General features: G+C 71.5%; 23 protein-coding genes. 15 read left to right on the forward strand and 8 right to left on the reverse strand.

The genetic code is table 11. The features are described 5' to 3' along the window. The first annotated feature begins 69 nt into the window (after positions 1–69). Positions 70–1,635: an LCP family protein gene (locus ACIBVN_RS44180; RefSeq protein ID WP_397146283.1), complete on the forward strand. Its 1,566-nt coding sequence runs from the start codon at positions 70–72 to the stop codon at positions 1,633–1,635. On the opposite strand, the gene ACIBVN_RS44185 is transcribed toward ACIBVN_RS44180, so the two are convergent. Further along, positions 1,636–3,672 carry a spermidine synthase gene (locus ACIBVN_RS44185; RefSeq protein WP_397146284.1) on the reverse strand — a complete coding sequence of 679 codons (2,037 nt, stop codon included), beginning with the start codon at positions 3,670–3,672 and terminating at the stop codon, positions 1,636–1,638. Positions 3,673–3,857: 185 nt separating this feature from the next. Here ACIBVN_RS44185 and ACIBVN_RS44190 point away from each other — a divergent pair, with 185 nt between their 5' ends. Continuing rightward, positions 3,858–5,216 (forward strand): S8 family serine peptidase, encoded by a 1,359-nt coding sequence (locus ACIBVN_RS44190; RefSeq protein WP_397146285.1) that lies wholly within the window; start codon positions 3,858–3,860, stop codon positions 5,214–5,216. A gap of 6 nt (positions 5,217–5,222) precedes the next feature. Here the strand turns inward: ACIBVN_RS44190 and ACIBVN_RS44195 are convergent, their stop codons facing one another. Together ACIBVN_RS44195 and ACIBVN_RS44200 are read right to left on the reverse strand one after the other, a co-directional pair. Beyond that, positions 5,223–5,948 carry an ABC transporter permease gene (locus ACIBVN_RS44195; RefSeq protein ID WP_397146286.1) on the reverse strand — a complete coding sequence of 242 codons (726 nt, stop codon included), beginning with the start codon at positions 5,946–5,948 and terminating at the stop codon, positions 5,223–5,225. Further along, on the reverse strand, positions 5,948–6,703 hold the full coding sequence (locus ACIBVN_RS44200) for an ABC transporter ATP-binding protein (protein WP_397146287.1): 756 nt from the start codon (positions 6,701–6,703) through the stop codon (positions 5,948–5,950). The genes ACIBVN_RS44195 and ACIBVN_RS44200 overlap by 1 nt, the downstream gene beginning before the upstream one ends. A 58-nt stretch (positions 6,704–6,761) precedes the next feature. On the opposite strand from ACIBVN_RS44200, the gene ACIBVN_RS44205 reads away from it, so the two are divergent. Beyond that, positions 6,762–7,463: a TetR/AcrR family transcriptional regulator gene (locus ACIBVN_RS44205; RefSeq protein WP_397146288.1), complete on the forward strand. Its 702-nt coding sequence runs from the start codon at positions 6,762–6,764 to the stop codon at positions 7,461–7,463. Here the strand turns inward: ACIBVN_RS44205 and ACIBVN_RS44210 are convergent. After that, positions 7,392–7,700, reverse strand: a complete 309-nt coding sequence (locus ACIBVN_RS44210) for a DUF4190 domain-containing protein (RefSeq protein ID WP_397146289.1) — start codon at positions 7,698–7,700, stop codon at positions 7,392–7,394. The two genes, ACIBVN_RS44205 and ACIBVN_RS44210, sit on opposite strands and share 72 nt — an antisense overlap. A 119-nt stretch (positions 7,701–7,819) precedes the next feature. Between ACIBVN_RS44210 and ACIBVN_RS44215 the strand changes: the two genes are divergently transcribed. Continuing rightward, complete coding sequence (locus ACIBVN_RS44215; RefSeq protein ID WP_397146290.1) at positions 7,820–8,608, forward strand: ion transporter; 789 nt, start codon at positions 7,820–7,822, stop codon at positions 8,606–8,608. A 21-nt stretch (positions 8,609–8,629) separates the two neighbouring features. Here the strand turns inward: ACIBVN_RS44215 and rpsD are convergent, their stop codons facing one another. Further along, complete coding sequence (rpsD, locus tag ACIBVN_RS44220) at positions 8,630–9,244, reverse strand: 30S ribosomal protein S4 (RefSeq protein ID WP_397146323.1); 615 nt, start codon at positions 9,242–9,244, stop codon at positions 8,630–8,632. 68 nt (positions 9,245–9,312) lie between these two features. Here rpsD and ACIBVN_RS44225 point away from each other — a divergent pair, with 68 nt between their 5' ends. Next, positions 9,313–10,014 (forward strand): DUF2470 domain-containing protein, encoded by a 702-nt coding sequence (locus ACIBVN_RS44225; protein ID WP_397146291.1) that lies wholly within the window; start codon positions 9,313–9,315, stop codon positions 10,012–10,014. Positions 10,015–10,083: 69 nt separating this feature from the next. After that, positions 10,084–10,680, forward strand: coding sequence for a hypothetical protein (locus ACIBVN_RS44230; protein WP_397146292.1), 597 nt, complete (start codon positions 10,084–10,086; stop codon positions 10,678–10,680). A gap of 28 nt (positions 10,681–10,708) precedes the next feature. On the opposite strand, the gene ACIBVN_RS44235 is transcribed toward ACIBVN_RS44230, so the two are convergent. Beyond that, the gene (locus ACIBVN_RS44235; protein WP_397146293.1) at positions 10,709–11,365 is read right to left on the reverse strand and encodes a TetR/AcrR family transcriptional regulator; all 657 of its coding nucleotides are present in this window, start codon (positions 11,363–11,365) and stop codon (positions 10,709–10,711) included. Between the two features lie 78 nt (positions 11,366–11,443). Here ACIBVN_RS44235 and ACIBVN_RS44240 point away from each other — a divergent pair, with 78 nt between their 5' ends. Continuing rightward, positions 11,444–13,018 (forward strand): ABC-F family ATP-binding cassette domain-containing protein, encoded by a 1,575-nt coding sequence (locus ACIBVN_RS44240; protein WP_397146294.1) that lies wholly within the window; start codon positions 11,444–11,446, stop codon positions 13,016–13,018. Positions 13,019–13,031: 13 nt separating this feature from the next. On the opposite strand, the gene ACIBVN_RS44245 is transcribed toward ACIBVN_RS44240, so the two are convergent. Next, positions 13,032–14,237: an ROK family transcriptional regulator gene (locus ACIBVN_RS44245; protein ID WP_397146295.1), complete on the reverse strand. Its 1,206-nt coding sequence runs from the start codon at positions 14,235–14,237 to the stop codon at positions 13,032–13,034. A gap of 141 nt (positions 14,238–14,378) precedes the next feature. On the opposite strand from ACIBVN_RS44245, the gene zwf reads away from it, so the two are divergent. The 5 genes from zwf to ACIBVN_RS44270 all read left to right on the forward strand — a co-directional run bounded on the left by zwf (position 14,379) and on the right by ACIBVN_RS44270 (position 22,942). Next, positions 14,379–15,854, forward strand: coding sequence for a glucose-6-phosphate dehydrogenase (gene zwf / locus ACIBVN_RS44250; RefSeq protein ID WP_397146296.1), 1,476 nt, complete (start codon positions 14,379–14,381; stop codon positions 15,852–15,854). Next, complete coding sequence (gene edd / locus ACIBVN_RS44255; RefSeq protein ID WP_397146297.1) at positions 15,851–17,794, forward strand: phosphogluconate dehydratase; 1,944 nt, start codon at positions 15,851–15,853, stop codon at positions 17,792–17,794. The genes zwf and edd overlap by 4 nt, the downstream gene beginning before the upstream one ends. 111 nt (positions 17,795–17,905) lie before the next feature. Next, complete coding sequence (gene glk, locus ACIBVN_RS44260; RefSeq protein ID WP_397146298.1) at positions 17,906–18,871, forward strand: glucokinase; 966 nt, start codon at positions 17,906–17,908, stop codon at positions 18,869–18,871. Between the two features lie 142 nt (positions 18,872–19,013). Beyond that, entirely contained in the window at positions 19,014–19,625 is a 612-nt protein-coding gene (gene eda / locus ACIBVN_RS44265; RefSeq protein ID WP_349450166.1) for a bifunctional 4-hydroxy-2-oxoglutarate aldolase/2-dehydro-3-deoxy-phosphogluconate aldolase, read from the forward strand. Positions 19,626–19,717: 92 nt separating this feature from the next. Continuing rightward, positions 19,718–22,942: an NACHT domain-containing protein gene (locus ACIBVN_RS44270; protein ID WP_397146299.1), complete on the forward strand. Its 3,225-nt coding sequence runs from the start codon at positions 19,718–19,720 to the stop codon at positions 22,940–22,942. 3 nt (positions 22,943–22,945) lie between these two features. On the opposite strand, the gene ACIBVN_RS44275 is transcribed toward ACIBVN_RS44270, so the two are convergent. Then, complete coding sequence (locus tag ACIBVN_RS44275) at positions 22,946–23,182, reverse strand: hypothetical protein (RefSeq protein ID WP_397146300.1); 237 nt, start codon at positions 23,180–23,182, stop codon at positions 22,946–22,948. A gap of 63 nt (positions 23,183–23,245) precedes the next feature. Here ACIBVN_RS44275 and ACIBVN_RS44280 point away from each other — a divergent pair, with 63 nt between their 5' ends. The 3 genes from ACIBVN_RS44280 (at position 23,246) to ACIBVN_RS44290 (ending at position 25,560) form a co-directional block, all read left to right on the forward strand. After that, positions 23,246–23,338 carry an XdhC family protein gene (locus ACIBVN_RS44280; protein WP_397146324.1) on the forward strand — a complete coding sequence of 31 codons (93 nt, stop codon included), beginning with the start codon at positions 23,246–23,248 and terminating at the stop codon, positions 23,336–23,338. 82 nt (positions 23,339–23,420) lie between these two features. Then, complete coding sequence (locus ACIBVN_RS44285; RefSeq protein WP_397146301.1) at positions 23,421–24,206, forward strand: IclR family transcriptional regulator; 786 nt, start codon at positions 23,421–23,423, stop codon at positions 24,204–24,206. A 211-nt stretch (positions 24,207–24,417) separates the two neighbouring features. Beyond that, positions 24,418–25,560: a cytochrome P450 gene (locus ACIBVN_RS44290; protein ID WP_397146302.1), complete on the forward strand. Its 1,143-nt coding sequence runs from the start codon at positions 24,418–24,420 to the stop codon at positions 25,558–25,560. Positions 25,561–25,641 lie beyond the last annotated feature (81 nt).

The following is a 25,641-nucleotide window of genomic DNA, read 5'->3' on the forward strand; positions in this document are numbered from 1 at the left end:
TCCTGGCAATCTTGTGGCCAACGGGGGGCAAACGTCAGTTTTGCCTGGTAGGCGTGTAAGGAGCCGGGTGTGAGCAATCGCGAGGGGTCGGAGACCGTGCCCGGAGGCAGGAAACGGCGCCCGATCCGCCGCCCGCGTCCTGGCTCCTCGACTCCTCGCGGCTCCTCGGCCCCTCGCTTTGCCAAGCCTTTGACGACCGCCTCCGTACTCGGGTGGACCGCCCTGTCCGCCATCGCGCCCGGCGCCGCTCATCTGCGCGCCGGGCGTCGCCGTGTCGGGCTGGCGATGCTGGGCGCGTACGCGCTGCTGCTGCTGGCGGCGCTGGCCTTCGGGCTGACCCGGAACCTGCAGAACCTCACCGCGTTCGCCGGGGACGGGATGATGGTCACCGTGGTTGTCGTGGCCTCGATCTGCGCACTGGCGTGGTTCGCGGTGATGGTGGCCTCCTACATCGCGCTCGGTCCCAACCGGCTGAACCAGCAGGGCCAGGTGGTGACCGGCATCGTGGTCGGGGTGCTGTGCGTGTCGGTGATGTCGCCGTTCGCTCTGACCGCCAACTACGTGCTGACCGCACGGGAGGCGATCCAGCAGATCTTCCCCTCGCAGTCCGACCCCGACGTCCCGCCCCCGGTCAAGGAGGGCGAGGACCCGTGGGGCGGCAAGGACCGCGTGAACTTCCTGCTGATCGGCGGCGACGCGGCGGGCAACCGCACCGGCGTGCGGACCGACAGCATGAACGTGGCCAGCGTGGACCTCAAGACGGGCAACACCGTGCTGTTCAGCCTGCCGCGCAACCTGCAGCACGTGCGCTTCCCCCCGAGCTCGCCGCTGCACAAGCAGTTCCCGAACGGCTACATGGCCGAGCTGCCCAACGGCGGGCTGCTCAACGAGGTCTGGCAGTACGCCAACGACAACCCGCAGCTCATGGGCGGCAAGAACAAGGGCGCCCGCGCGCTGATGGACGCCATCGGCTACACGCTGAACCTCAAGATCGACTACTACATGCTGATGAACATGTACGGCTTCGCGGACCTCGTCGACGCCATCGGCGGCCTCAAGATCCGCGTCGAGCAGGACGTCAAGTGGGGCGGCCACTACGGCACCGCGGGCACGATCAAGGCGGGCTACCACAGGCTGAGCGGCGAGCAGGCCCTCTGGTACGGCCGCTCCCGGGTCAACAGCGACGACTTCTCGCGCATGGCCCGCCAGCGCTGCGTCATTGGCGCCTTCGCCCAGCAGGCCACGCCCGCCAAGATCCTGGCCAACTTCACCAAGATCGCCGGCGCGGCCAAGCGCCTGGCCCAGACGAACATCCCGCAGCACCTGGTGCAGCCGCTGGTGGAACTGGCCGTCAAGGTCAAGGACGCCCGGATCACCAGCCTGCAGTTCGTCCCGCCCAACTTCTACACGGGCAGCCCGGACTGGGTGAAGATCCGCCAGGCGACGAAGAAGGCGATCAACGACTCGGTCCGGCCCCCTCGGCAGGCGCAGACCGCCAATGTGGGCGCGTCCCCGAGCGTCACGTCCTCGGCGTCACCGACCCGCGCGCAGGCCGCGACGCCCACGCAGACGCCGACCAGGAACACCCAGAAGAGCGGCGCCAAGTCACTCAGCGAGCTCTGCGGCCTGTCGTAGTCACAGCGCCGCCCGCTTCCTCGGCAGCAGCGCCATGGCGCCGATGTAGAGCAGCGCCGCCACGATCAGCAGGCCCTTGTAGCCGATCACAAGGGCCGCGTACTCGAGGCAGCCGCCCACCATGGCGCCCAGCAGGTTCGCCCCGAAGGACGTGGTCGCGTCGGCCGTGTCGGCGAAGCGCTTGGCGAAGACGACGTTCGCGGCGAAGATCGGCAGGAACGCCACCGTCACCGCCGCCACCGCGCGCAGCGGCAGCGGGAGCGACAGGAGCCAGGCGTTGGGCACCAGCCAGGCCAGCAGCAGGCCCGCGAACAGCACGCCGTACATGACCGGCAGGGGCGGGGTGCGGAAGCGGCGGGTGACCTCGACGGCGGCTAGGACCGCGACCAGGACGCCGGCGAAGACGATCGCGTTCACCACCCACGTGGTGCCGAACAGCAGCGCGAACCCGGTGACGCTCTTGGTCTCCAGCAGCATGAACGCCACGCCCAGCAGGAACAGGTCCGCGTACGGGCGCATCCGCTCATAGGGCCCCGCGACGACGCGGACGGCGAGGAGGCTGACGATGAGGATCAGGCCGAGCGTGATGATGTAGATCGGCGGGATCGCGGCGTCCTTGAGGTAGAGGAACGGCCGGTCGTCGTCGGCGGGCTGCGGGGTGCCGGGGGCGGCGCCCGGCCACTCGGCCGCGCAGCGCTGGTCGGCGGCGGTCAGACCGGCCGTGATGACGGCTTGCTGGCCGGCCGTGCTGACGACGTCCACGCACGGCTTGTGGCCGAAGGCGCTCTGCATCGTGGACGCGAGTCGGTCGACGAGCCAGCTCTCGCGGTAGTAGTTGTACATCGAGAACGTGCCGCCCGGCTTGAGGTGGGCGCGGGCGGCCCGCATGGCCTCCTCGGTGAACAGGTAGCTCTCCAGGCGCAGCGAGGAGGCCCCGGAGACGAGGGTGAGCGAGTCGGGCAGGGCGAAGAGGATCAGGTCGTACTTGCCGCTCGTGCGCTCCAGGAAGGCGCGCCCGTCGGTGACGTGGGTGGTGACGCGCGGGTCGTCGTAGGGCCGGTCGGGGTGGACCGAGCCGCCGAGCTCGCGCAGCTTGGGGTCGATCTCCACGGCGTCCACCCGGTTCGCGCCCTTGGACAGCGCGATGGCCACGTCGGTGCCGCTGCCCGCGCCGACGATGAGCACGTCCTTGGGCTGTTTCGGGTTGCGCTCGTACGGCAGCCCGTACTGGGCCTCCCACTGCAGGCGGGCGGCGGCGGGCACGGCCTGCTGGTGCGGGATGCCGTTGACCGCGATGTCGGTGACGAGCACGCCGAGCTGCGTGAGCTGCCTGGTGGTGACCTTGTAGTACGGCGACCAGATCGCCCCGGCGGTCAGCGTCTCGACCAGCAGCAGCCCCACGACGGCCAGCGAGGGCACGGTGACCAGCCCGAAGTAGAGCGAGCGGGGCCGGGGCACCAGCAGCAGGCCGTAGCAGATGGCCGCGATCAGCCCCCAGAACACCGGCGGCGCGCTCAGGAACGACAGCGCCGTGAACGCCGCGATCCCGCTGAGGCTGCCGATCAGGTCGTAGCGGTATGCCTCCAGGCGCGGCAGCTCGGGGAAGCAGCGCCCGACTAGCTCGGCGGGCCCCATGAGCACCAGCGCGGCGGCACAGAAGATCACCGGCAGGATCAGCCAGGCGGGCGGGCCGCTGGTGGACAGGCTGGTCCAGTACAGGACGCCGTCGGTGTTCCTGTCGACCGTCACGGGGAAGGTCAGGACGACGGCGACCAGCGCGGCGAGCACGACGGGCGAGTAGTACGGCTGCCGCCGCGACCGCCCCACCCGCAGGAAGCCGAGCCCTATGCCGAGGAATGAGCCGAGCAGCACGAAATTCGTGAAATAGCTGAGGTGGACGATGTTGGACCCGGTCCACCGGATCAGCGCCAGCTCGAGAAAGAGCATGAAGGCACTGGCGAGGACGAGCCTCGGCCGCACCGCCAGCCAATGAGCTTTCTCCCCGTCCCCGACCGGCTTCTGCGCCTCGAGCGTCATGCTGCATCACCGTAGTGAAGAGACCGAAAACAAGGAAGTCCGGCCGCCCGCGAGAAATGTCGTCCGCTTCGCACGAATTAGGGCATTTACGCAGGTCAAAAGCCCTGTGAGTCGCTGGACGCCAAACCATTGGATGGATGAAAGTTGGGGAGTTCGTTTCCCTCCACATCCTTCGGTGGTGTCACATGCGGGTTCTGATCCAGCTCCGCCCCTCCCCCGATCTGGTCGCGGCCGTCGCCGACCCGGGCCAGATCGCCACCACGGCAGACGTCGCCGACGGCCTGCCCGGGGTCGAGCTCGATCCCGCCTTCGTTCCCGTGGCCGTCGCGCGGCCCGTCCCCGCGGCGGGCGGCGATCCGCTCTCGCTCAACCAGCCGCTCGGCTTCTCGCTGGCCGCCGAGGACGCCTCGGTGCTGGTACGCGGCACGATCTCGGACGACGAGCCGGCCTCCAGGATCGCGATGCTGCCCGCGCTCAGGCCCGACGTGGTCGGGATCTTCGCCGACCCGGTCATCGGGACCACGCAGACGTGCGGCGGCGATCCGCCGGTCGGCGACTGGCACGATGTGGAGCGGCTGCTGAACGTGCCGGCGCTGCACGCCGAAGGGCTCGACGGCACCGGGGTGGCGCTGGCCGTGCTGGACACCGGGATCAACGCGGCCCACACGGCCAGGCACCTCGGCAGAGGGGTCACGCTGGACGCGGCGCGGTCCTGGAGCCCGCAGGGCGTGTCGGGCACGCCGGGCGAGTTCGAGGTCGACCACGGGACGATGTGCGCGTTCGACGCGCTCATCGCCGCCCCACAGGCGTCTTTGATCGACATCCCGGTGCTGCTGTCCACCCGGCCGGGCGGCACGGCGATGGACGGGCTGCTGTCGGACGCGGTGTCGGCCTTCGCGCACCTGCGCGACGTGCTCGCCGCCCAGCCCGCCGGCACCAGGGCGCTGGTCGTGAGCAACTCGTGGGGGTCGTTCTCCCCCGAGTGGGACTTCCCCGTCGGCCACCCCGGCAACTACTCCGACAACGCCGCCCACCCGTTCAACCTGATGGTGGCCGAGCTGGACGCGGCGGGGGCGGACGTGCTGTTCGCGGCGGGCAACTGCGGGCTGCAGTGCCCCGACGGCCGGTGCGCCTTCCCCAGCCGGCCCATCGCGGGCGCCAACTCCCACCCGAAGGTCCTGTCGGTCGGCGGCGTCGACGTCAACGGCGAGCGGGTGGGCTACTCCTCGCAGGGGCCAGGCCGGCTGACCGCCCGCAAGCCCGACCTGTGCGCCTACACGCACTTCTCCGGATCCAAGGCGTTCGGCGACGGCACAGCGGACTCGGGCACCTCCGCGGCGACGCCGGTGGCCGCCGGGCTCGTCGCCGCCGTGCGCACCCGGTGGCCGGCCGCCAGACTGTCGCCCGCCCAGCTGCGGGCGCTGCTGCGGCGCACCGCGGAGGACCGCAGCCAGGTGGGCTTCGACTACGACTACGGCTACGGGAACGTGGATCCGGCCGGGATCATCGCCGCGCTCCAGCGGCGGCTCAAGAGCGCGGCCTGACGCCGGTCAGGCGTTCTCGCGGTTGAACACCCGGGTCCCGATCGTGAGGCTGGCCACGGCGAACACCACGGTCACCGCCACGCCCAGGCCCACGGTGCCGGTCAGGTAGCGCCCGTCGAACAGGTCGCGCAGCGCCTCCAGCACGTACCTGAACGGGCTGATGTGCGAGATGGCGTCGAGCCAGCCCGGCGCCATCGACATCGGCAGGAACGACCCGGACAGCAGGACCAGCGGGATCACCGCCGTGGACATCACGGGCGCGAACAGCTGCTCGTTGATCGTCAGCGCGATGGCGTACGACAGGGCGGCCAGGCTGACCCCCAGCACGACCACCAGCACGATCCCGGCGGCCAGCCCAGGCGCGGGAGCGCGCAGGCCGAGGGCGAAGGCGACGGCGAGGAGCAGCGCCAGCTGGATCACCAGCGTGAGCGTGTTGTTGAGCACGCGCCCGAGCAGCAGCGCCAGGCGGCTGGCGGGGGTGACCCGCATCCGCTCCAGCACGCCGGAGCGCTTCTCGAACACCACCCCGAACCCGGCCAGGCCCATGCTCATCAGCCCCAGCTGGATGATCAGCCCTGGAACGAGCGTCTCCCACGTGCCGAACGTGGTGAAGATCGGCCCGAACAGCACCAGGAAGAGCAGCGGCTGGATCGCGCCGAAGATCATGCCGAGCTTCTGCTGCAGCGTGACGCGCACGCCGTGGCGGAACAGCACCCAGGTGTCGCGCAGCATCAGACGCCCTTTCCGGAAGGCGCGCTCTCCTCGCGCAGCGACCTGCCGGTGATGTCGAGGAACACGTCGTCGAGCGTGCGCCCGCCGGTCTTGAGCTCGGCAGGGGCGCCCTCGGCCACGATCCGGCCGTGGTCGATGATCAGTATCCGGTCGCAGAGCGCGTCGGCCTCGTCCAGGTAGTGGGTGGTCAGGAAGACCGCCATGCCCTTCTCCTCCCGCAGCGAGCGGATGTGGTCCCACAGGTTGGCCCTGCTCTGCGGGTCTAGCCCGGCCGTGGGCTCGTCGAGGAAGAGCAGCACGGGGTCGTGCAGCAGGGCGAACGCCATGTCGAAGCGGCGGCGCTGCCCACCCGAGAGGGCGGCGCCGGGCATGTGCTCCAGTCCGGTGAGCCCGAGCCGCTCCAGCGCCTCCCGCGTCCTGGCCTCCGCCTCCCGGCGGCTCAGTCCGTACAGCATGCCCTGGAGCTCGAGCTCGCCCTTCAGCGGCGTCACCGGCGACACCCCGCCGCTCTGGGAGACGTAGCCGATGCGCCTGCGCACCTCCTTCGCGTCGCCGAGCAGGTCGTGGCCGGCCACCGTGGCGGTGCCCGAGGTGGGGCGCAGCAGCGTGGTCAGCATGCGCATGGTCGTGGTCTTGCCGGCGCCGTTCGGGCCGAGGAAGCCGACGATCTCGCCGGGTCCGACCGAGATGTCGACGCCTTTGACGGCTTCCACGCCGCCGTCGAAGGTCTTGCTCAGACCTGAAGTCATGATCATTTCATCTCCTCCAAAATTAGAGTAGTCACAATTTTGGAGTCACTGCAAACTCGGTACCATGGGGAGCATGGAAGAGGGGCTGCGGGAGCGGAAGAAGCGCGAGACCAGGCAGCGCATCGCGGACATCGCGATGGGGCTGTTCATGGCCAAGGGGTTCGACAACGTGACCGTGGCCGAGATCGCCCGGACCGCCGACGTGTCGGTCAACACGGTGTTCAACTACTTCGGCACCAAGGAGGACCTGTTCGCCGACCGGCAGGACGTGGCGATCGACCTGGCGCCGCGGGTGCTGCGCAAGCGCGAGCCCGGGGAGAGCGTGGTGCGGGCCTTCCGCCGCGACTTCTTCGACGCGCTCGACACGCGCCACTGGCGCTACGGGCTCAACCAGGGAGCCGACGTGTTCGCCGGGATCGTCAGCGAGGCCCCCTCACTGGTGGCCAAGCTACGCGAGATGCAGGAGCGGCGGGAGGACGCGCTGACGCGGGCGCTGGCCGACGAGCTCGGGGCCGACGCCGACGACCTCACGCCGCGCCTGGTCGCCACCCACATTCTCAACACGACGCGGATCCTCACCCACGACGCGGTGCGCAGGCAGCTGGCGGGCGAGCAGTGGGAGAGCATCGAGCCCGGCCTCAGAGCTCAGGCGGACAAGGCGTTCGACCTGCTCGAGTCGGGCATCGGCGACCTGCTAGCGGGAGAAGCCGCCAGTGAGCAGCGCGACCCCGAAGCCGAAGATGAGGAAGCCGAGAGTGAGGATTAGCAGGACCGAGCTGACGATGCCGCAGATGCGCCCGGCCTGGACCATGCCGCGGTTTTCGTAGTGGTAGCCGCTCTCGTCGATCTCGCGCAGCGCTCTGGTGCCCATCGACCAGGCGAAGGGGCCGATGAACGTGCAGACCACCAGGCTCAGGATGCCCAGCACGAGGATGGTGGTGCCCTGCGGGTGGCTCTGCGGCGGCGGCCCGTAGTAGGAGGGGCCGTAGTTCGGATAGGACATGGTCGCTCTGGCCCCCTCGCCGATCAGCAGTCAGGTGGGTTTTATACCACAGTCCACCTCTTGATCATGATGCGTCATCATGGCAGGGCACATGATCGTCCCCCTAGGAGCCTGCCCCCGTGCGTGAACGCACTGCCGCCTTACTCTCGCGCCCGAGCTTCCAGCGCTTCATCGTCGCCGTCATCCTCCTCAACGCCGGCACGCTCGGCCTGGAGACCGTCCCGTCCGTCGTGGCGAGCCACGGCCACCTGCTCACCGCGGTCGACCACGCCGCGCTCTACATCTTCGCCGCCGAGATGCTGGCCAAGCTCTACGTCGAACGCTCGCGGTTCGTGCGCGACCCGTGGAACATCTTCGACACGCTGATCGTCGCCATCGCCTTCGTCCCCCACTCGGGCGGCCTGTCGGTGCTGCGCTCGCTGCGCATCCTGCGCGCGCTGCGACTGCTGTCGGTCGTGCCGAGCCTGCGCCGCGTGGTGTCGGCGCTGCTGCGCGCGATGCCGGGCATGAGCTCGATCGTGGTGCTGCTCGCCCTGGTGCTCTACGTGGCCGCCGTCATGGCCACCAAGCTGTACGGGGACACCGTTCCCGAGCGCTTCGGCAGCCTGCCGACCTCGCTGTTCACCCTCTACCAGACGATGACGGGCGACGACTGGGGCAACATCGCCAGGGACGTGATGAAGACGCATCCGTCGGCGTGGATCTTCTTCACCATCTTCATCCTGGTCTGCACGTTCGTGGTCCTGAACCTCTTCATGGCCGTCGTGGTCAACGCCATGGACGAGGAGAACGCCGAGGAGCGCGCCGCGATCGAGGACACCACGGCACACACCCAGCGGATCCTGGACGAGCTGGCCGAACTGCGCAAGGAGGTGGCCGCGCTACGCCGGCAGGACGTCATGGACTGAGCCCGCCGGCGCCTCGCGGGCCTAACGAGAATAGAACTCCACGACGAGCTGCTCGTCCACGGGGACCGCGATCTGCTCGCGCTCGGGCCGGTGGGTCAGCGTGAAGCGCAGCTCGGCGTGGTCCACCGAGAGGTAGGGCGCGACGCGCTCGTCGGCGTACACGCCTTCCGCGGCGGCCACGAACGGCTGCATCTTGCGGGACCGCTCCCGCACCGTGATCACCTGTCCGGGCTTGACCAGGTAGCTGGGGATGTCCACCTTGCGGCCGTCCACGGCGACGTGCCCGTGACTGATGTACTGCCTGGCCGCGTAGATCGACGGCGCGAACCCGGCCCGCAGCACGAGCGAGGCCAGGCGGCTCTCCAGCAGCGTGACCAGCTCGGCGCCCGACGCGCCCGGCTTGCGCACGGCGAGGTCCCAGTAGCGGCGCAGCTGCCGCTCCGACACGTCGTAGTACCAGCGCAGCTTCTGCTTCTCCATCAGCCGCAGCCCGTAGTCGCCGGTGCTGCGGCGGTTGGTCTTGCGGCCGTGCTCGCCCGGCGGGTAGGGGCGCTGCTCGAAGTAGCGGACGGCTTTCCTGGTCAGCGGGACGCCCGCGCGACGTGACAGTCGCACCTTGGGGCCGGTGTAGCGCACGTTCACCTCGATGTGATTAGGTAATCCTTACTTAGGTGAGGCTAACCTACCATTGGAATGGAGGGTCCATGCTGACGATCCCCGAGCGGGTCCGCACCCTCGCCGCGACCGCGAGCGTCGCCAAGCTGTCCGTCGACGGCGCCCCCTCGCCCGCCCGCGGGGGCGTGGACGAGCGTGGCCGGCCCGTGCTGCTGGTGCTGCCCGGGGAGCCGCTGCACGGCCTGCGCGAGGACGCCGTCGTGGCGGTGAACCTGACCGCGATGCGCCGGCTGGGCTCCGTCACGCATCCGCGCGGGCTGATCGAGGTGCAGGGGTGGGCGGAGGCCGTACCGGAGGGTGAGGCACGCGCGGCGGCGGTCGCGGTGGCCGCGCACAGCGCCGACGAGAGCCTGTTCGACGCGCTCGAGCGGTTCGGCGAGCGCGGCGCGCCGCGGCTGCTGCGGCTGGACGTGGGCCAGGTCGTCTACCTGACTGGGCAGGAGTCGGGCCTGCTGGACGCCGACGACTACCTGGGCGCGACGCCGGACCCGCTGTCCGAGACGGCCGAGCGGGTGCTCGCGCACGTCAACGCCTCGCACCGGGCGCAGCTGACCGCCGGCGTGTCCAGGCAGCTCGGGGAGCAGGCCGGCGAGGTGTGGTTGTGGGAGCTGGACCGGTACGGGGCGACCGTGCGGGTGGACGAGTCGCTGGTGCGCTTCCCGTGGCCCACTCCCGCGCGCTCCGGCCTGTGCCTGGAGACGGCGCTGCGAGGGCTGCTCTGCACCTGTTGATGATCACAATTTTCTGTGATTTGTCCGGATCGCCCCTGGAGCTGTCGCGGCCTCTCTAGCATTTGAGGGGTGAGCGAAACCGAGCGATCATCAGAACCCGTTGAACCCGCCGATTTCGCCAACGAGGGCGGGCGGCGGGAGCGGGCGCTGATGGCCGCGGGCGTCCTGCTCGGCACGGTCATGCTCGCCACGGCGGGGATCCTGGTGAGCGGGGAGGTCGGCACCAGGCAGCTGAACGCGGTCGACTGGCCCGGCACCGCGTCCGGCGGCCCCACCGGCTCCATCCCCGTCGCCGTCGAGTCCCGCGCCGGAGCGCTGCGCCGCTCCTCTTCGCCCCCGCCCGCCGCGCTCTCTCCGTCCTCCTCGCTTCCGCCCTCGGCCCACCCGGCCTCCGCACTCCCGCCTTCTTCGCGGCTCGGCCGGCCGGCCCGCCGCACCACCCCTCCGGCCACCACGCCGCCCGTGCGCCCTGGCGCCGCTACGCGGCCCAGCTTCGTGAGCCCGGAGGAGCCCGCCGTCTCCCGCACGCCCCCGCCTGTGCGGCCCTCCACGCCGTCGGTGACGGACACGCTCCTGTCCCTCTTGCCGCCTCTCACCGCCACGACCGCGCCCGAGCACACGCCGCCCGTCAAGACGCGCAAGCCCAGAAAACCCAGAAAGCCGTAAGAGCCCGGCTTTTACGGCTGCGCCGGCATCATGTGCCGCCGGTCCTGCGCCGGCGGGAGCTCTCCATGCCCTCCAGCAGATAGCCCAGGCCCTCGTCGAACGTGACGTCCCAGACGTGGTCGAGGCCGTGCTCGGCCAGGGCCGGATAGCGGTCGGCGCGCTCCCGGAGGAACTCCCCGGTGTCCTGCTGGTCACGCTCCTGCCAGGTCACCTGCATGACGACCGAGCCCATCACGTAGTTGGACAGGCTGTAGGCGGCGGGCTTCGGTGCGGCGAAGCCGGCAGCGGCCAAGGTCGCGTAGAGGAACTCGGTGCGCTCCAGCGCGTTCGGCCCCATGAGCGGGCGGTCGAGGATGGCGGCCGACCACGGGTGCCGCAGCAAGGCCGCGCGCCAGCCGCCGATCAGCTCGCGCACCGGGGCCTGCCACCCGGAGCCGTCCTCCGGCCGTGCCGGCAGGCCCACCTCCCCGAACACGGCGTCCAGGGCCAGGTCGAGGACGTCGTCCTTGCTCTTGACGTGCCAGTAGAGCGTGGTCGAGCCGGTGTCGAGGCGCTCCGCCAGGCGGCGCATGGTCAGGCGGCCCACGCCTTCCTCATCGAGCAGCGCCACCGCCTCGGCCACGATCCGGTCGAGCGTCAGCGTCTGCCTTGGCGCCCTTCGGGGGCGCGACCACACGGTGTCCACCCGGCGATAATACGTTGTGCGAGTGACCGGATCGATGGTCTAGTAAGTGGAACATCGATCTAGAAGGAGGTGGCCGTCATGGGGCACATCGAGGTGAGCGGGCTGACGTACCTGCTGCCCGACGGCCGGCCGCTGCTGCTGGAGACGTCGTTCAAGGTGGGCGACGGCGCCAAGGCGGCGCTCGTCGGGCCCAACGGCGCGGGCAAGTCCACGCTGCTGCGACTGATCGCGGGCGAGCTGGTCCCGGCGGACGGCCGCGTCGCGAGCAGCGGCGGGATCGGGGTGATGCGGCAGTTCCTCGGTGCGGGCACCGTGCGAGACCTGCTGCTGAACGTCGCCCCGGAGCGCATCCGCGAGGCTGCCGCCGCGCTGGAGGCCGCCGAGCGCGCGATCTCCCGGCAGGACGACGAGCCTGCCCAGCTCGCCTACGCCCAGGCCATCGCCGATTACGCCGACGCGGGCGGCTACGAGCTCGAGGTGGTGTGGGACGTGTGCGCGACGGAGGCGCTGGGGCTGCCGTACGAGCAGATCAAGGCGCGAGGTCTGGGCACGCTGTCGGGCGGGGAGCAGAAGCGGCTCATGCTGGAGGCGCTGCTGCGCGGCCCCGACGAGGTGCTGCTCCTCGACGAGCCCGACAACTACCTGGATGTGCGGGCCAAGCAGTGGCTGGAGCGGGCGATCAGGAGCTCCGCCAAGACGGTGCTGCTCGTCTCGCACGACCGGCAGCTGCTGGCCGAGGCCGCCGATCGCATCATCACCGTGGAGGGTCGTGGGGTGTGGGTGCACGGCGGCGGCTTCGCGACGTACGCCGAGGCCCGCAGGCAGCGCAAGGAGCGCCTCGAAGAGCGGCGCCGGCGGTGGGAGGACGAGCGGGCCAGGCTGCGCGGGCTGGTCCACACGCTGCGCCAGCGCTCGGCCGGCAACGACGCCCTGGCGGGGGCGTACCAGTCGGCGGTCACGCGGCTGGAGCGGTTCGAGCGGGCGGGACCGCCGCAGCGCGCGCCCAAGGAGCAGAACGTCCGGATGCGGCTGCGCGGCGGACGCACCGGGAAGCGGGCGGTGATGTGCGAGGACCTCGAGCTGAGCGGGCTGCTACGGCCGTTCTCCACCGAGATCTGGTACGGCGAGCGGGTCGGCGTGCTGGGCATGAACGGCACCGGCAAGTCCCACTTCCTGCGGCTGCTGGCCGGCGAGCCGATCGCGCACACGGGCGCGGCCCGCCTGGGCGCCCGGGTGTCACCGGGACATTTCGCGCAGACCCACCTGCGACCGGACCTGGCGGGGCGCGCCGCCGCCGACGTGGTGATGCGGGAGCACGCGATGACCCGCAACGAGGCGATGGCGGCGCTGGCCCGTTACGAGCTGGCACCGGCGGGCGCGCAGCCGTTCGAGACGCTGTCCGGCGGGCAGCAGGCCCGGCTCCAGATCCTGCTGCTGGAGCTGTCGGGTGCGACGCTGCTGCTGCTCGACGAGCCGACGGACAACCTGGACCTGGCCAGCGCGGAGGCGCTCCAGCAAGGGCTCGCCGGGTACGAGGGGACGGTGCTGGCGGTCACGCACGACCGCTGGTTCGCCGCCGACCTCGACCGCTATCTGGTGTTCGGGGCGGACGGGCTCGTACGGGAGAGCGACGAACCCCGATGGGACCGCTAGCCGCCCGCCACGGTCAGGAGGAGGCGACGCGGTCGCGGCGGAGGGGCGAGACGGTCATGGTCTCGTCCACGGCCTCCGGCGAGAGCACGTGGTCGAGCACCATCACCGCGCACCCGCTGATGCCCGCCCCCGCGCCCAGCCGGCTCGGCTCGATGCGCAGCCGCCGGGTGGCCAGGGCCGTGGAGCGGCGGTAGACGACCTCGCGGATGCTCGACACCAGCGGGCCGAACGCCTCGGCCACGTCGCCGCCCAGCACCACCACCGACGGGTTGAGGATGTTCACGGCCCCGGCGAGCACCTCGCCGATCCGGCGACCGGCCTCGCGCACCGTGGCCATGGTCTCGGCGTCGCCCGCCCGCACCAGCGCGGTCACGTCGGCGATGGTCCTGACGTCCTTGCCGCGCGCCCGCAGGTCGCGCAGGAGCGCGGTGCCGCTGGCCACGGAGTCGACGCAGCCGGTGTTGCCGCAGCGGCACAGCACGTCGCCGCCGTCCAGCACCGGGATGTGACCGATCTCGCCCGCCGCTCCGAGCGCGCCGCGCAGGATGCCGCCGCCGGCGATGACCCCGGCGCCGATCCGGGTCGAGACCTTGACGAACATCAGGTCGTCCAGGTCGGGGTAGGCGCCGCGGTGCTCGCCGATGGCCAGCACGTTCACGTCGTTGTCCACGAGCACGGGGACGGGGAAGCGCGCGCGGATGATCGGCGGGATCACCACGCCGGTCCAGGACGCCATCACCCGGGCGCTCTCCGTGCGGCCGTGCGCGAACTCGACCGTGGCCGGCACGCCCATCCCGACACCCCTGATCATCGAGCGCGGCCGGTCGCCCAGCAGCTCGTCCCAGGTGTCCATGAGCAGCGGCAGCACGATGTCGGGGCCTTCCTCCACGTCCATCGCGAACTCGCGCCCGGCCAGCTCCTCGCCGGCCAGGTCACAGACGGCGACCCTGGTGCGGGTGGCGCCGAGCGCCGCCACCAGCACCACGCCGCCCGCGGCGTTGAACTCCAGCCGGACCGGCGGCCGCCCTCCCGTGGAGGGGGCGTCGTCGCGCTCCACGACCAGGCCGCGCTCCAGCAGCTCACCGACGCGCAGCTGCACCGCGGGGCGCGACAGGCCGGTCACCCGGCCGATGTCGGCACGCGTCACGGCCTCACCGGTGCGGATGAGGCGGAGCACCTCACCACTGGTGGCGAGGGTCGCGGCGGTACGTCGAGGCATCGGCTAAGTGAATCACATGGGGTTAGGTCATGAAAACTCCAGACTTTTTTATCTCAAATGCCAAAACTCCGCTTGTGTGCGACCCAAACTCTCGTTAGTGTCCGTTCTGTCCCTGCTGGGTAGATCATCGGAGCCCGTACCGTGTCCCCCCTATCGACCACCAACCCCGCCCACACCGCCGACCTCGTCGTCTTCGGCGGGACAGGCGACCTGTCCATGCGCAAGCTGATCCCGGCGCTGTACCACAGCGACAGGGACGGCCGGCTCTCCCCGGAGACCCGCGTCATCGCCATGTCCAGGGGCGGGCTGACCGACGCCGACTTCCGCGGCAAGGTGGACGCCGAGGTACGCGACCGGGTCCCGGTGGACGACCTCGCCCTGTGGCAGCGCTTCCTCGGCCGCCTGCACCACGTGTCGGTCGACGTCGGCGGTGCGGACAAGTCCGGGTGGGGCGCGCTGACCAGGCTGCTGGCCGGGTACGAGCAGCGCGACCGGGTCTTCTACCTGGCCAGCCCGCCCAGGACGTTCGGCCCCTTCTGCCGCGAACTGGACGAGGCGGGGCTGGTGACGCCGCGCTCGCGCGTGGTGCTGGAGAAGCCGCTCGGCCACGACCTGCCGAGCGCGCAACGGATCAACGACGAGGTCGGCGCGATCTTCGACGAGCGCCAGATCTTCCGCATCGACCACTACCTGGGCAAGGAGACCGTCCAGAACCTGCTGGTCCTGCGCTTCGCCAACGCCTTCCTCGAGCCGATCTGGAACTCCCTGTGGATCGACCACGTCCAGATCACCGCCGCCGAGACCGTGGGCACGCCCGGCAGGCGCGGCTACTACGACCACGCGGGCGCGCTGCGTGACATGGTGCAGAACCACCTGCTCCAGCTCCTCACGCTGACCGCGATGGAGCCGCCGGCCCGCAGCGACCGCGAGGCCATCCGCGACGAGAAGGTCAAGGTCCTGCAGGCCCTGCGGCCGATCACGGGCACGGAGGTGGACCGCTTCACCGTGCGCGGCCAGTACACCGAGGCGGACGAGATGCCGGGCTACCTCGACGAGCCCGCGTCCACGCCGCCGACCGACGCGTCGCGGCGGGTGGAGACGTTCACCGCGATCCGCGCCGAGATCAAGAACTGGCGGTGGGCCGGTGTGCCGTTCTACCTGCGGACCGGCAAGCGGATGCCGTACCGGAGGTCGGAGATCGTGGTGCAGTTCAAGGACGTGCCGCACTCCATCTTCCCCGGCGGCAGCCCGAACCGCCTGGTGCTGCGGCTCCAGCCGGAAGAGGGCATCGAGCTGCACATCATGGCCAAGGAGCCGGGCGCGGGCGAGGTGACGCTGAAGCCGGTGCCGCTGTCGCTGAGCTTCGGCAAGACGTTCACCGCGCGGGTGCCCGAGGCGTACGAGCGGCTGCTGACGGACGTGCTGGCCGGGAACCCGACGCTGTTCATGCGGCGCGACGAGGTGGAGGCGGCCTGGCGCTGGATCGACCCGATCCTGTCGGCCTGGGAGGCGTCCGACGACCTGCCTGAGCCGTACCCCGCCGGAACGACCGGCCCCGCCGGAGCCCACGAACTGCTCGGCCGCAGCGGTCGCGCCTGGCACGAGGAGGAAATGTGAATCCGCTTATTCAGGACGTCACCGACCGGATCGCCGAGCGGAGCGCCGCCAGCCGGGCCGCCTACCTGGAGCGCATCCGCCGCGACGGCGCGGCCGCCAAGGCCAAGGGCCCGGCCCGCGCCCACCTCGGATGCGCGAACCTGGCGCACGGCTTCGCGAGCGCGCCGGCCGAGGACAAGCCCGCGTTGCGCGGCACGGCCAAGCCGGGCGTGGCGATCGTGACGAGCTACAACGACATGCTGTCGGCGCACCAGCCGTATGAGACGTACCCGCCGGAGCTGAAGGCGGCGGTGCGCAACGCGGGCGGCGTGGCCCAGGTGGCGGGCGGCGTGCCCGCGATGTGCGACGGCATCACCCAGGGGCGGGCCGGCATGGAGCTGTCCCTCTACAGCCGCGACGTGATCGCCATGGCGACCGCGATCGCGCTGTCGCACGACATGTTCGACGCGACGCTGCTGCTGGGCGTGTGCGACAAGATCGTGCCCGGGCTGTTCATCGGGGCGCTGCACTTCGGGCACCTGCCCGCGATCTTCGTGCCGGCCGGGCCGATGGCCTCCGGGCTGCCGAACAAGGTCAAGGCACGCGCCCGCCAGCTCTTCGCCGAGGGCAAGGTGGGGCGCGAGGAGCTGCTCGACGCCGAGGCGAAGTCGTACCACTCCCCCGGCACCTGCACCTTCTACGGCACCGCGAACTCCAACCAGGCGCTGATGGAGGTCATGGGCCTGCACCTGCCCGGCTCGACGTTCGTCAACCCGCACACCGAGCTGCGCCACGCCCTCACGCAGGCGGCCGGGCGGCGGGCGGTGGAGATCACCGCGCACGGCTCCGAGTACACCCCGATCGGCGAGCTGGTCGACGAGAAGGCCATCGTGAACGCCTGCGTCGCCCTGCTGGCGACCGGCGGGTCCACGAACCACACGATCCACCTGGTGGCCATGGCCGCCGCCGCGGGGATCGTACTGACCTGGGACGACTTCGCCCGCCTGTCGCGGGTCGTGCCGTCGCTCACCAAGATCTACCCGAACGGCCAGGCGGACGTGAACCACTTCCGCGACGCCGGCGGCATGCAGGTGCTCATCGGCGACCTGCTCGACGAGGGCCTGCTGCACGCGGACGTCATGACCGTGGCCGGGCGCGGGCTCGACCGCTACCGCGAGGCTCCCGAGCTGGTGGACGGCGAGCCGGTGTGGTCGCCGGTCACCGGCGGCAGCTCGGACCTGGACGTGCTGCGCCCGGTCGCGGCGCCGTTCTCGCCGGACGGCGGGATCCACATGCTCTCCGGCAACCTGGGCCGGGCCGTGTCCAAGGTCTCCGCGGTCAAGCCTGAGCACCTGGTGATCGAGGCGCCGGCCAGGGTGTTCGACGACCAGCTGGACCTGCTGAAGGCGTTCGAGGCGGGCGAGCTGGACGGGCAGGACTTCGTGGCGGTCATCCGCTACCAGGGGCCGAGCGCGAACGGCATGCCCGAGCTGCACAAGCTCACGCCGCCGCTGGCCGTGCTGCTCGACCGGGGGCAGCGGGTGGCGATCGTCACGGACGGGCGGATGTCCGGCGCGTCCGGCAAGGTGCCCGCGGCCATCCACCTGTCGCCCGAGGCCGCCGACGGCGGGCCGATCGCGCTTGTGCGCGACGGCGACGTGATCAGGCTCGACTCGGCCGCCGGGACGCTGGAGCTGCTGGTGCCCGCCGAGGAGCTGGCCCGGCGCACGCCCGAGGGACGTCCGCTGAGCGACGCGCAGTGGGTGGGCACGGGCCGCGAGCTGTTCGCGGCGTTCCGCCGGATGGCGGGGCACGCCGAGCAGGGCGCCGGGATCTTCGGCCTGAGCGGCGCCGAGTCGCCCGACCATGGCCCTGGGCTGGGCTTCCCCGCCGAGGCCGGCGCCTCCCACCTGGAGAGCGGCACCCCGGTGGCCGCCCAGCACGCCGGACTGGCGCGGTGAGCCGTCGTCGGCTGGGGGGCTCACCACCCCGTCCGGGGCCGGGTGAGCGCTCGTGGCATCCTTCGAGGTACGGCGATCGATCGACGCCGCCCTGGATGCCGGAGGTGAGCGGTGAGTGCCTTTGACCTTCCGTGGCTGGTCGCCGACATCGGCGGGACCAACGCCCGGTTCGGCCTGGTGACCTCGCTGGGAGCGCGGCCGTCGAACGTCGCGGTCCTGGCCGGGGCTGACTACGGGACCCTCCCCGAAGCCGTGGCCGCCTATCTCGCGGAACACGCGGGCGGCGCGCGACCGGGCGCGGCGTGCCTGGCCGTGGCCGGGCCGATCGACGGCGACCACTACCGGCTCACGAACTCCACGTGGGCCGGCTCCGTACGGGACCTCGGCGTGCCGTACGCGGTGCTGCTCAACGACTTCGAGGCGCTGGCCGTGTCGCTGCCGCACCTGGAGGGCGACGACCTGGTCTCCCTGGGCGGCCCCCAGCCGGGCCACGGCGTCAAGGCCGTGCTGGGGCCGGGCACCGGGCTCGGCGTGGGCGGGCTGGTGCCGACGGACCACGGCTGGACGCCGATCCCCGGCGAGGGCGGGCACGTCACGGTGCCGGTGGTGGACCGGCGGGAGCTGGAGATCGTCCAGGCGCTGCAGTCCCAGGGGCTGCCGCACGTGGTGGCCGAGCACGTGCTGTCGGGGCCGGGGCTGGTCCGGCTGCACCGGGCGCTCGCACAGGTGAACGGCGTCGCCGCAGCGGAGCTGACCGCCTCGGACATCGTGGCCCGGCTGGACGACTCGTTGTGCGCGGAGACGGTCGAGGTGTTCTGCGGCATGCTGGGCAGCTTCGCCGGGAACGTGGCCCTGACCCTCGGGGCGAGGGGCGGGGTGTATCTGGGCGGCGGAGTGCTCCCCCGTATCGTGGAACGGGTGCGCACCAGCAGCTTCCGCACCCGGTTCGCCGCCAACCCGGACATGGCCGACTACCTGGCGGCCATCGGGACCGCGCTGATCGTCGCCCCTCAGCCGGCGCTGACGGGCGCCGCGGCCTGGTTGTCCCAGCGCGCCCGCACGGAGCTGGTGGGTTGAGCCTCGGCGCGGGGGCGGCCTTCGGCGGAGCGTGACCGGTTGGGCCGTCCGCCTTTGGGCAGGGCCATTGTTGCGGCCACGGGCTGGTGTGGGGACTTGTACGTGACTAGACGGCCGGAACGGGCCGACGAGGAGAAAACTCATGAGCTTGCTCGATCTCGCCCCAGTGATTCCCGTCGTGGTGATCGAGGACGTCGAGAGCGCCGTGCCGATGGCCAGGGCGCTGGTCGCCGGGGGCTTGCCGGTCATCGAGGTGACCCTGCGCACTCCGGCCGCGCGTGAGGCCATCGCCAGGATCGCCGCCGAGGTGCCTGAGGCGACGGTGGGCGCGGGGACCATCCGGACTTCGGAGGACATTTCCGCTTCTGTGTCCGCGGGGGCCAAGTTCCTGGTGTCGCCCGGTACGACCCTGGCGCTGGTCGAGGCGATGGATTCGAGCGGCGTCCCGTACCTGCCGGGGGCGGCGACCGTGTCCGAGGTGATGGCGCTGGTCGAGCGGGGGATCAAGGAGCTGAAGTTCTTCCCCGCCGAGGCCGCGGGCGGCGTCCCCTACCTCAAGGCGCTGGGCGGCCCGCTGCCGGACGTGCGGTTCTGCCCGACGGGCGGCATCCGGGTGAACACCGCGCCCGACTATCTCGCGCTGCCGAACGTGGGGTGCGTCGGCGGCACCTGGCTGACCCCGGCCGACGCGCTGGCGGCCGGTGACTGGGGCCGCGTGGAGAAACTGGCCTCGGAGGCCGCGGCCCTCCGCTAGCCCACCCCTCCGGACCACGGCCCGCTACGTTCCTCGCCGGTTTCCCGGAAGGACCGGGGACGAAGTGGATCAGGCGCGGGGATAATGGGCCGGTGGCTCTGGAGACGGCGGCTCTGAAAGTGGGCACGGCGGTCGGCGAGCGTGCCGTGCGCACCTGGCTGACCGCCCGATCGACCGACGAGAGCAGCCGCAAGGCGCTCGTCGACCTGATGCGCGTCCGGTTCCCCGATCACCTGGTGCGCCGTAAGGCCGAGCGGCAGCTCGAGGACATCGCGGACGCCGTGACGGCGCGGGTGCTGAAGGTCTGCGCGCACGAGTTCCCCGGGCTCGGCGACGAGGATCGGCCGGTCGTGCTCGCGGAGGTCCGGGACACGCTGGTCCGGGCGGACCTCTCCGACCGCGCGCTGCTCGCCGCCGACGCCGACCCGGTACGCCTCGCGCGCGCCATACGCGAAACCCTGCCCGCCCCCAAGGACCTCGGCGAGGCGCAGTCCCGGCTCTACGAGGTCGTGCTCGACGAGTGCTGCGACTGCCTGGTGCGGATCGTCCGGCACCTGCCCGAGTTCCAGCCGCGCGCCGCCGCCGAGATGCTCGGACGCCTGTCCGGCCTGGGCGAGCAGATGTCCGCCATGCTGGAGCGGCTGCCGGTGCGCACACTGGAGGCCCCGGACGGCACGGACAGGGACGCCGGGTTCCGCCGCCGCTATCTGGAGCACGTCTCGCAGACCCTCGACAACCTCGAGCTCCTGGGCGTACGGGTCGAGCGCTTCCGGCCGCGCACCTCGCTGAGCGTGGCGTACATCAGCCTGTCGGTCACCGCCGCCCGGGGCAGGGAAGCCCACGGCTCGTGGCACGAGGCGCCGGACGAGCCCGCGACCATGCGGGTGGAGAGCGCGCTCAGGCGGGGACACCGGATGCTGGTGCGGGGCGAGGCCGGGAGCGGCAAGAGCACGCTGCTGCGCTGGCTGGCGATCACGGCGGCCCGGGGCGGGTTCGAGGGCGAGCTGGCCGAGTGGAACGGCGGCGTGCCGTTCCTGGTGAAGCTGCGCAGCCACGCCGACCGCGACCTGCCCAGGCCGGAGCAGTTCCTCGACCTGACCGCCGGGGCGCTGGCCGGGCTCATGCCGGCCGGATGGGTGCATCGGCAGCTGGCGTCCGGGCGTGCGCTGCTGCTGATCGACGGCGTCGACGAGCTGACCGGCAGTCAGCGCAAGGCGATCAAGCCGTGGCTGCGCGGGTTGCTGGCCGAGTTCCCCGCGATCCGGGTCGTCGTCACCAGCCGCCCGTCGGCCGCCCGGTCGTCGTGGCTGGACGAGGAAGGGTTCGCGCCCGCGTTCCTGGAGCGGATGACCCCGTCGGACACCCGCACGCTGGTCGAGCACTGGCACGAGGCGATCAGGAACAGCAGGGACCTGCCCTGCCCGGCTGAGCACCTGCCCGTCGTGCAGGCCCGCCTCCTGTCGCATCTCGACGGCGCGCCGCATCTGCGCGCCCTCGCCGCCACACCGCTGCTCGCGTCCATGCTGTGCGCCCTCAACCTCGACCGTGCCTCGCAGCTGCCGCCCGACCGCATGGGCCTGTACGGCGCGGCACTGGAGATGCTGCTGGAGCGGCGGGACGCCGAACGGGTCATCCCCAGCTACGGCGAGGTCCATCTGGACCGCTCGCAGAAGATCCAGGTGCTGCAGGAGCTGGCCTGGCAGCTGTCGGTGACCAACCGGGTGGAGCTGGCCAAGCCGGCGGCGCTGGCGTGGGTGGAACGGGTCGTCTCGGGCATGCCCAGGGTCCAGGCCACCGGCGCGCAGGTGCTCGAATACCTGCTGGAACGCAGCGGCGTGATCCGCGAGCCGGTGGAGGGGCGGATCGACTTCGTGCACCGGACGGTGCAGGAGTACCTGACGGCTCGGGCCGCGGCCGAGGTGGGCGACGTCGAGCCGCTGGTGCTGAACGCGCATCGCGATCAGTGGCGCGAGGTCGTGGTCATGGCGGCCGGGCACGCGAACGGGCCGCTCAGGGAGGAACTGCTGTCAGGGCTGCTGTCCCGGATGGCCGGCGAGCCGCGGTACGCCCGGCGGCTCAAGGTCCTGGTGTGCTCCTGCCTGGAGACCCTGCCTTCGGTCCCCGAACGGCTGCGGGAGGCGGTGGACGGGTGTCTGCACGACCTCATCCCGCCGCGCGATGTGGCTTCGGCACGGTCGCTGGCGCCGGCGGGGCAGGTAGTCCTCGACCGGTTACCGCGCGACCTCAGCGGGCTGTCTCCGGCGGCCGCCCGCGCCTGTGTCAGGACGGCCTTGCTGATCAACGGCCCTGGCGCCCTCGACGTCCTGGCCGGCTACGCGTCCGACGGCCGGCCGGACGTCGACGGGGAGCTGATCGAGGGCTGGCGTTACTTCGAGCCCGAGGCTTACGCCAAACGCGTTCTCTTCTCCCTTCGGACGAAGCTGATGCTGCAGCTCCACACCGTCGGACAGCTCAATGCGGTGGGCGAGTTGCCTCCGCTGCGGTCCGTCGCCGTTCTGACGGGTGCGGCACCGGATCTCAGCCCGCTGCTGGCCCATCGCGAATCGCTCAATCACCTTGTTCTGAACTGTGATCTCACCGGCGCGAGCATGCGCGTCCTGCGCGAGCTCAGCGCGCTGAAGTCGATCTCTGCGTTCAGTGCGAGCGAGCTCGGTTTCCTTTCCGATCTTCACGACCTGACCTATGTGGGAGTTCTCGGACCCGTCACCGACTTCTCCCCACTGGGGGACCTCCCCAAGTTGGAGACTCTGAGCCTCAGAGAGACTCCGCATCTGACGAGCTGGGATGCTCTGCCGCCGCTCGGCGGCTTGCGTGAGCTGCTCCTCGCTGATGTCCCGGCGTTCACCTCCGTGCGCGAGATCGCCGAGCGCGCGCCCCAGCTCACGGCATTGGAGCTGACGGGATACGACCGCCTGGCAGATCTTGAGGCGCTCTCCCTGTTCAGCCTCGATCAGCTTTTCCTGACGCATACCGAAGAACTCGAGGATCTGTCCCCTCTCACGGGATGTCCCGCTTTGACCTGTCTGGGCCTCCAAGGATCGCGGGTTCACGACCTTCGCCCCCTGACCCGTCTGAGCCGGTTGACGTATCTGGACCTCAGCGGCTGCCGCGAACTGCGAGATCTCTCGCCCTTGGCCCAGCTGAGCCGGCTGCGCACCCTCTGGCTGACCGACGCCGTCCCGGGCCTCGATCTCGCCCCGCTGGCCGGGAATCCGCACCTGGAGGTGCGCGTCCTGATCGGACAGGATGTGCGCAACGGTCACCTGTTCGGCAGGCGGCTCAAACGAGAGCGGTAGACCTCAGCTCCAGATCGACACGTGGATCGGCGGGCGGAAGCGGCTGCGCGGGATGCCGTCGTCCGGGGTGCGCATGACCTGGGTGGCGGCCTTCCACGCGGCCGTCTGGTTGGCGAAGACCCGCACCTGCGACTCCTGAACCCGTAACAGCCGCAGCAACCGGCTCGTGTCGCTCAGGGAATCCGTGGCGGAGGAGCCGACCAGCCAGTGGTCGCGGCGGCCGCGCGGCGAGCCGACCACGATGAGGCGGCAACGCAGGACCCGCCTTGAGACGGGAGGTGAAGGCCTGCGCGTGAGTGGCCCCTGGGGCGCGTTCCGGCGGGTCTGGACATAGGGGCCAGAACGCCCGCTGAGGTGGCGGTTTCCGTCTACGCGGAGATCATCAGCCTGCGTTGAACGGGCGGCTGCCGGGTACAGCACAGGAAAACCGCAGCCCCGGGAAGCCCCTTCCGCTACTCGGAGAGCGAAAGGGACATGAATGCCGACGGAAACGGCCAGCCAACTAGTGACGGACGACCGCCCCGTGGCTCAGCCCGGCAGCCTCGAGCGAGGCATCGACATCCTGCTCGCGCTCAGCACCGCCACCCACCCGGTCAGCCTGTCGCAGCTGTGCCGCGCCACGGGCCTGCCCAAGTCGACCGCGCACCGACTGCTGGGCGTCTTGTGCTCGCGCGGGCTGGCCAGGCGGGTGGGCAACGGCTACCTGCCCGGCGAGCTGCTGGAGACGATGGCCGGCATCACCCGCCTGCGGGTGCCTGGCACCCGCCAGGTGGTGCTGCCCTACCTGCTCTACCTGTACGAGACCACCAGGCAGACGGTGAACCTGGCCGTGCCCTCCGGCCTTGAGGCCCGCTACGTCGAGCGCCTCTACGGCCACAACCGGGTCGACTCCCGCTCCGACGGCATGGACCGCGCGCCGCTCCACTGCACCGCGACCGGCAAGGCGCTGCTGGCCTTCGACCCGGCACTGCGCCGGGAGCTGCTCGCGCGCGGCTCGTTCGAGCGGATGACGCGCCGCACGATCACCACGCTCACCGGGCTCGAGCGCGAGCTGGCCCAGGTCCGCAGGCACGGCGTGGCCTACTCGCAGGAGGAGTTCACCGAGGGCGTGTCATGCGTGGCCGCGCCGGTGTTCGGCCCCGGCGGCAGGGTCTGCATGTCGCTGGGTGTGGCCGCCCCGGCGGGCGCGGCGCCGCTGGCCAGGCTCGGCATCTCCGTGCGCGGCGCCGCCCAGGCCATCTCGGCCGCGCTCCTGAGCGCGTAGGCGTTCCGGCCAACGGAACACCTCGCCCGCGCGCGACCGGAAGTGTTCCGTTGGCCGAAACCGCTCATTGCGGCGCGGCGACCCCGGCGTTCACATCGGCATATGAACTTCCCTCCCACTCCGGCCATCCAGGAGGCGCCCGCGGTCCGGAAGGTCCGGACCCGCAAGGCCCCGGACCCGCGGGCGCCGGTCGGAACGCGGGAGGTCGCGCGTGCCTAGGGGCCTCCCCAGGGCCACCCTGCTGGAAAGCCTGCGCCTGGCTGCCACCGTCGTCCCGCCCGGCGCGCCGCACGCGCTGCCCGGGCGCGACCTGCTGCGCTCCCGCGCGCTGCTGGCCGGGCTAGAGGCCAGGTACGGCGGCCGCCCCGTCCTGGTGCGCGGTCTGCGCGGCCCGGCGCTGCTGATCATGTCCAAGCGCGACGCCCTGCGCGTGCTGTCAGAGGGGGGCGAGTACGCGCAGGGCGTCGAACAGCGCCTCTTCGGCCTGCCGACGGACGTGCTGCGCCCGGCGTTCGTCGAGATCGCCAGGGAGGAGGCCGGGCAGCTGACCTCCGGCGTGGTGGACCACGCCCGGCTCGACGCCCGCTGGCAGCGCGTGGCCAGGCGCTGCGTCTACGGCGACGGCGCGGCCGACGACGAGGAGCTCACCAGGCTGCTGGCGGGCCTCACCTCGGCCGGCAGGTGGCGTGCCAGGCGGCGCCAGGAGATCCTCTCGGGCCGGTACGACGCCCGCATCCTCGACCACCTGCGCCGCGCCGAGCGGGGCAGCCTGGCCGGCCTGATCGCGGAGAACGCCGGCGAGGCAGACTCGCGCGGGCTCATGCAGGCGGCGTTCTGGCTGATGGGGTTCGGCGTGATCTCCACCGGGCTGATGCAGACGCTGGCGCTGCTCGCCGCCCACCCCGCCCAGCGCAAGTCGGCCCGCACCGACCCCGGCTACCTGCGGGCCTGCCTGCGCGAAGGGCTGCGCCTGTGGCCGCCGGTGCCGACGGTCTCCCGGGTCACGACCACGCCGACCGACTGGTACGGCACCACCCTGCCCGCCGGCACCACCGTCCTCGTGCCGATCGCGGCGCACCAGCGCAGCCCGCGCCTGCCGTACGCGAACACGTTCGCGCCCGAGATCTGGCTGGACGGCACCGCGGCGGACGAGTGGTGGGCGAGGCCGGGCTGCGACGGCGTGCACCTGACGCTCGCGGTCGGCACGGCCTTCCTCGCCGGCATCGTCCGCGCGGCCCGGCCCAAGCCGGTCGGCCGGCTGCTGTCACCCCACCGGCCGCTCCCGTACGCGCTCAACGTCTCCCGCCTGCGCGTGACGATGCGCCCGCTGCGCATGCGTCGCCTCACTCCGTGAGCCGGGCTCGGTCGCCGGGCGCCGGCGCCTTCCCCCGGCGCATGCCTGCTCAGCACCAGTGGCCAACGGGCGCCCCCGTCC

Source organism: Nonomuraea sp. NPDC049400, assembly GCF_044466425.1.
Taxonomy (GTDB): domain Bacteria; phylum Actinomycetota; class Actinomycetes; order Streptosporangiales; family Streptosporangiaceae; genus Nonomuraea.

Coding starts and splice junctions, on each gene's coding strand:
- ACIBVN_RS44210 (WP_397146289.1), bottom strand. CDS start 7,700: ATGTCCTATCCGAACTACGGCCCCTCCTACTACGGGCCGCCGCCGCAG.
- ACIBVN_RS44185 (WP_397146284.1), bottom strand. CDS start 3,672: ATGACGCTCGAGGCGCAGAAGCCGGTCGGGGACGGGGAGAAAGCTCAT.
- eda (WP_349450166.1), top strand. CDS start 19,014: ATGAGCTTGCTCGATCTCGCCCCAGTGATTCCCGTCGTGGTGATCGAG.
- ACIBVN_RS44285 (WP_397146301.1), top strand. CDS start 23,421: ATGCCGACGGAAACGGCCAGCCAACTAGTGACGGACGACCGCCCCGTG.
- ACIBVN_RS44190 (WP_397146285.1), top strand. CDS start 3,858: ATGCGGGTTCTGATCCAGCTCCGCCCCTCCCCCGATCTGGTCGCGGCC.
- ACIBVN_RS44240 (WP_397146294.1), top strand. CDS start 11,444: ATGGGGCACATCGAGGTGAGCGGGCTGACGTACCTGCTGCCCGACGGC.
- ACIBVN_RS44225 (WP_397146291.1), top strand. CDS start 9,313: ATGCTGACGATCCCCGAGCGGGTCCGCACCCTCGCCGCGACCGCGAGC.
- ACIBVN_RS44200 (WP_397146287.1), bottom strand. CDS start 6,703: ATGATCATGACTTCAGGTCTGAGCAAGACCTTCGACGGCGGCGTGGAA.
- ACIBVN_RS44245 (WP_397146295.1), bottom strand. CDS start 14,237: ATGCCTCGACGTACCGCCGCGACCCTCGCCACCAGTGGTGAGGTGCTC.
- ACIBVN_RS44195 (WP_397146286.1), bottom strand. CDS start 5,948: ATGCTGCGCGACACCTGGGTGCTGTTCCGCCACGGCGTGCGCGTCACG.
- ACIBVN_RS44205 (WP_397146288.1), top strand. CDS start 6,762: ATGGGGAGCATGGAAGAGGGGCTGCGGGAGCGGAAGAAGCGCGAGACC.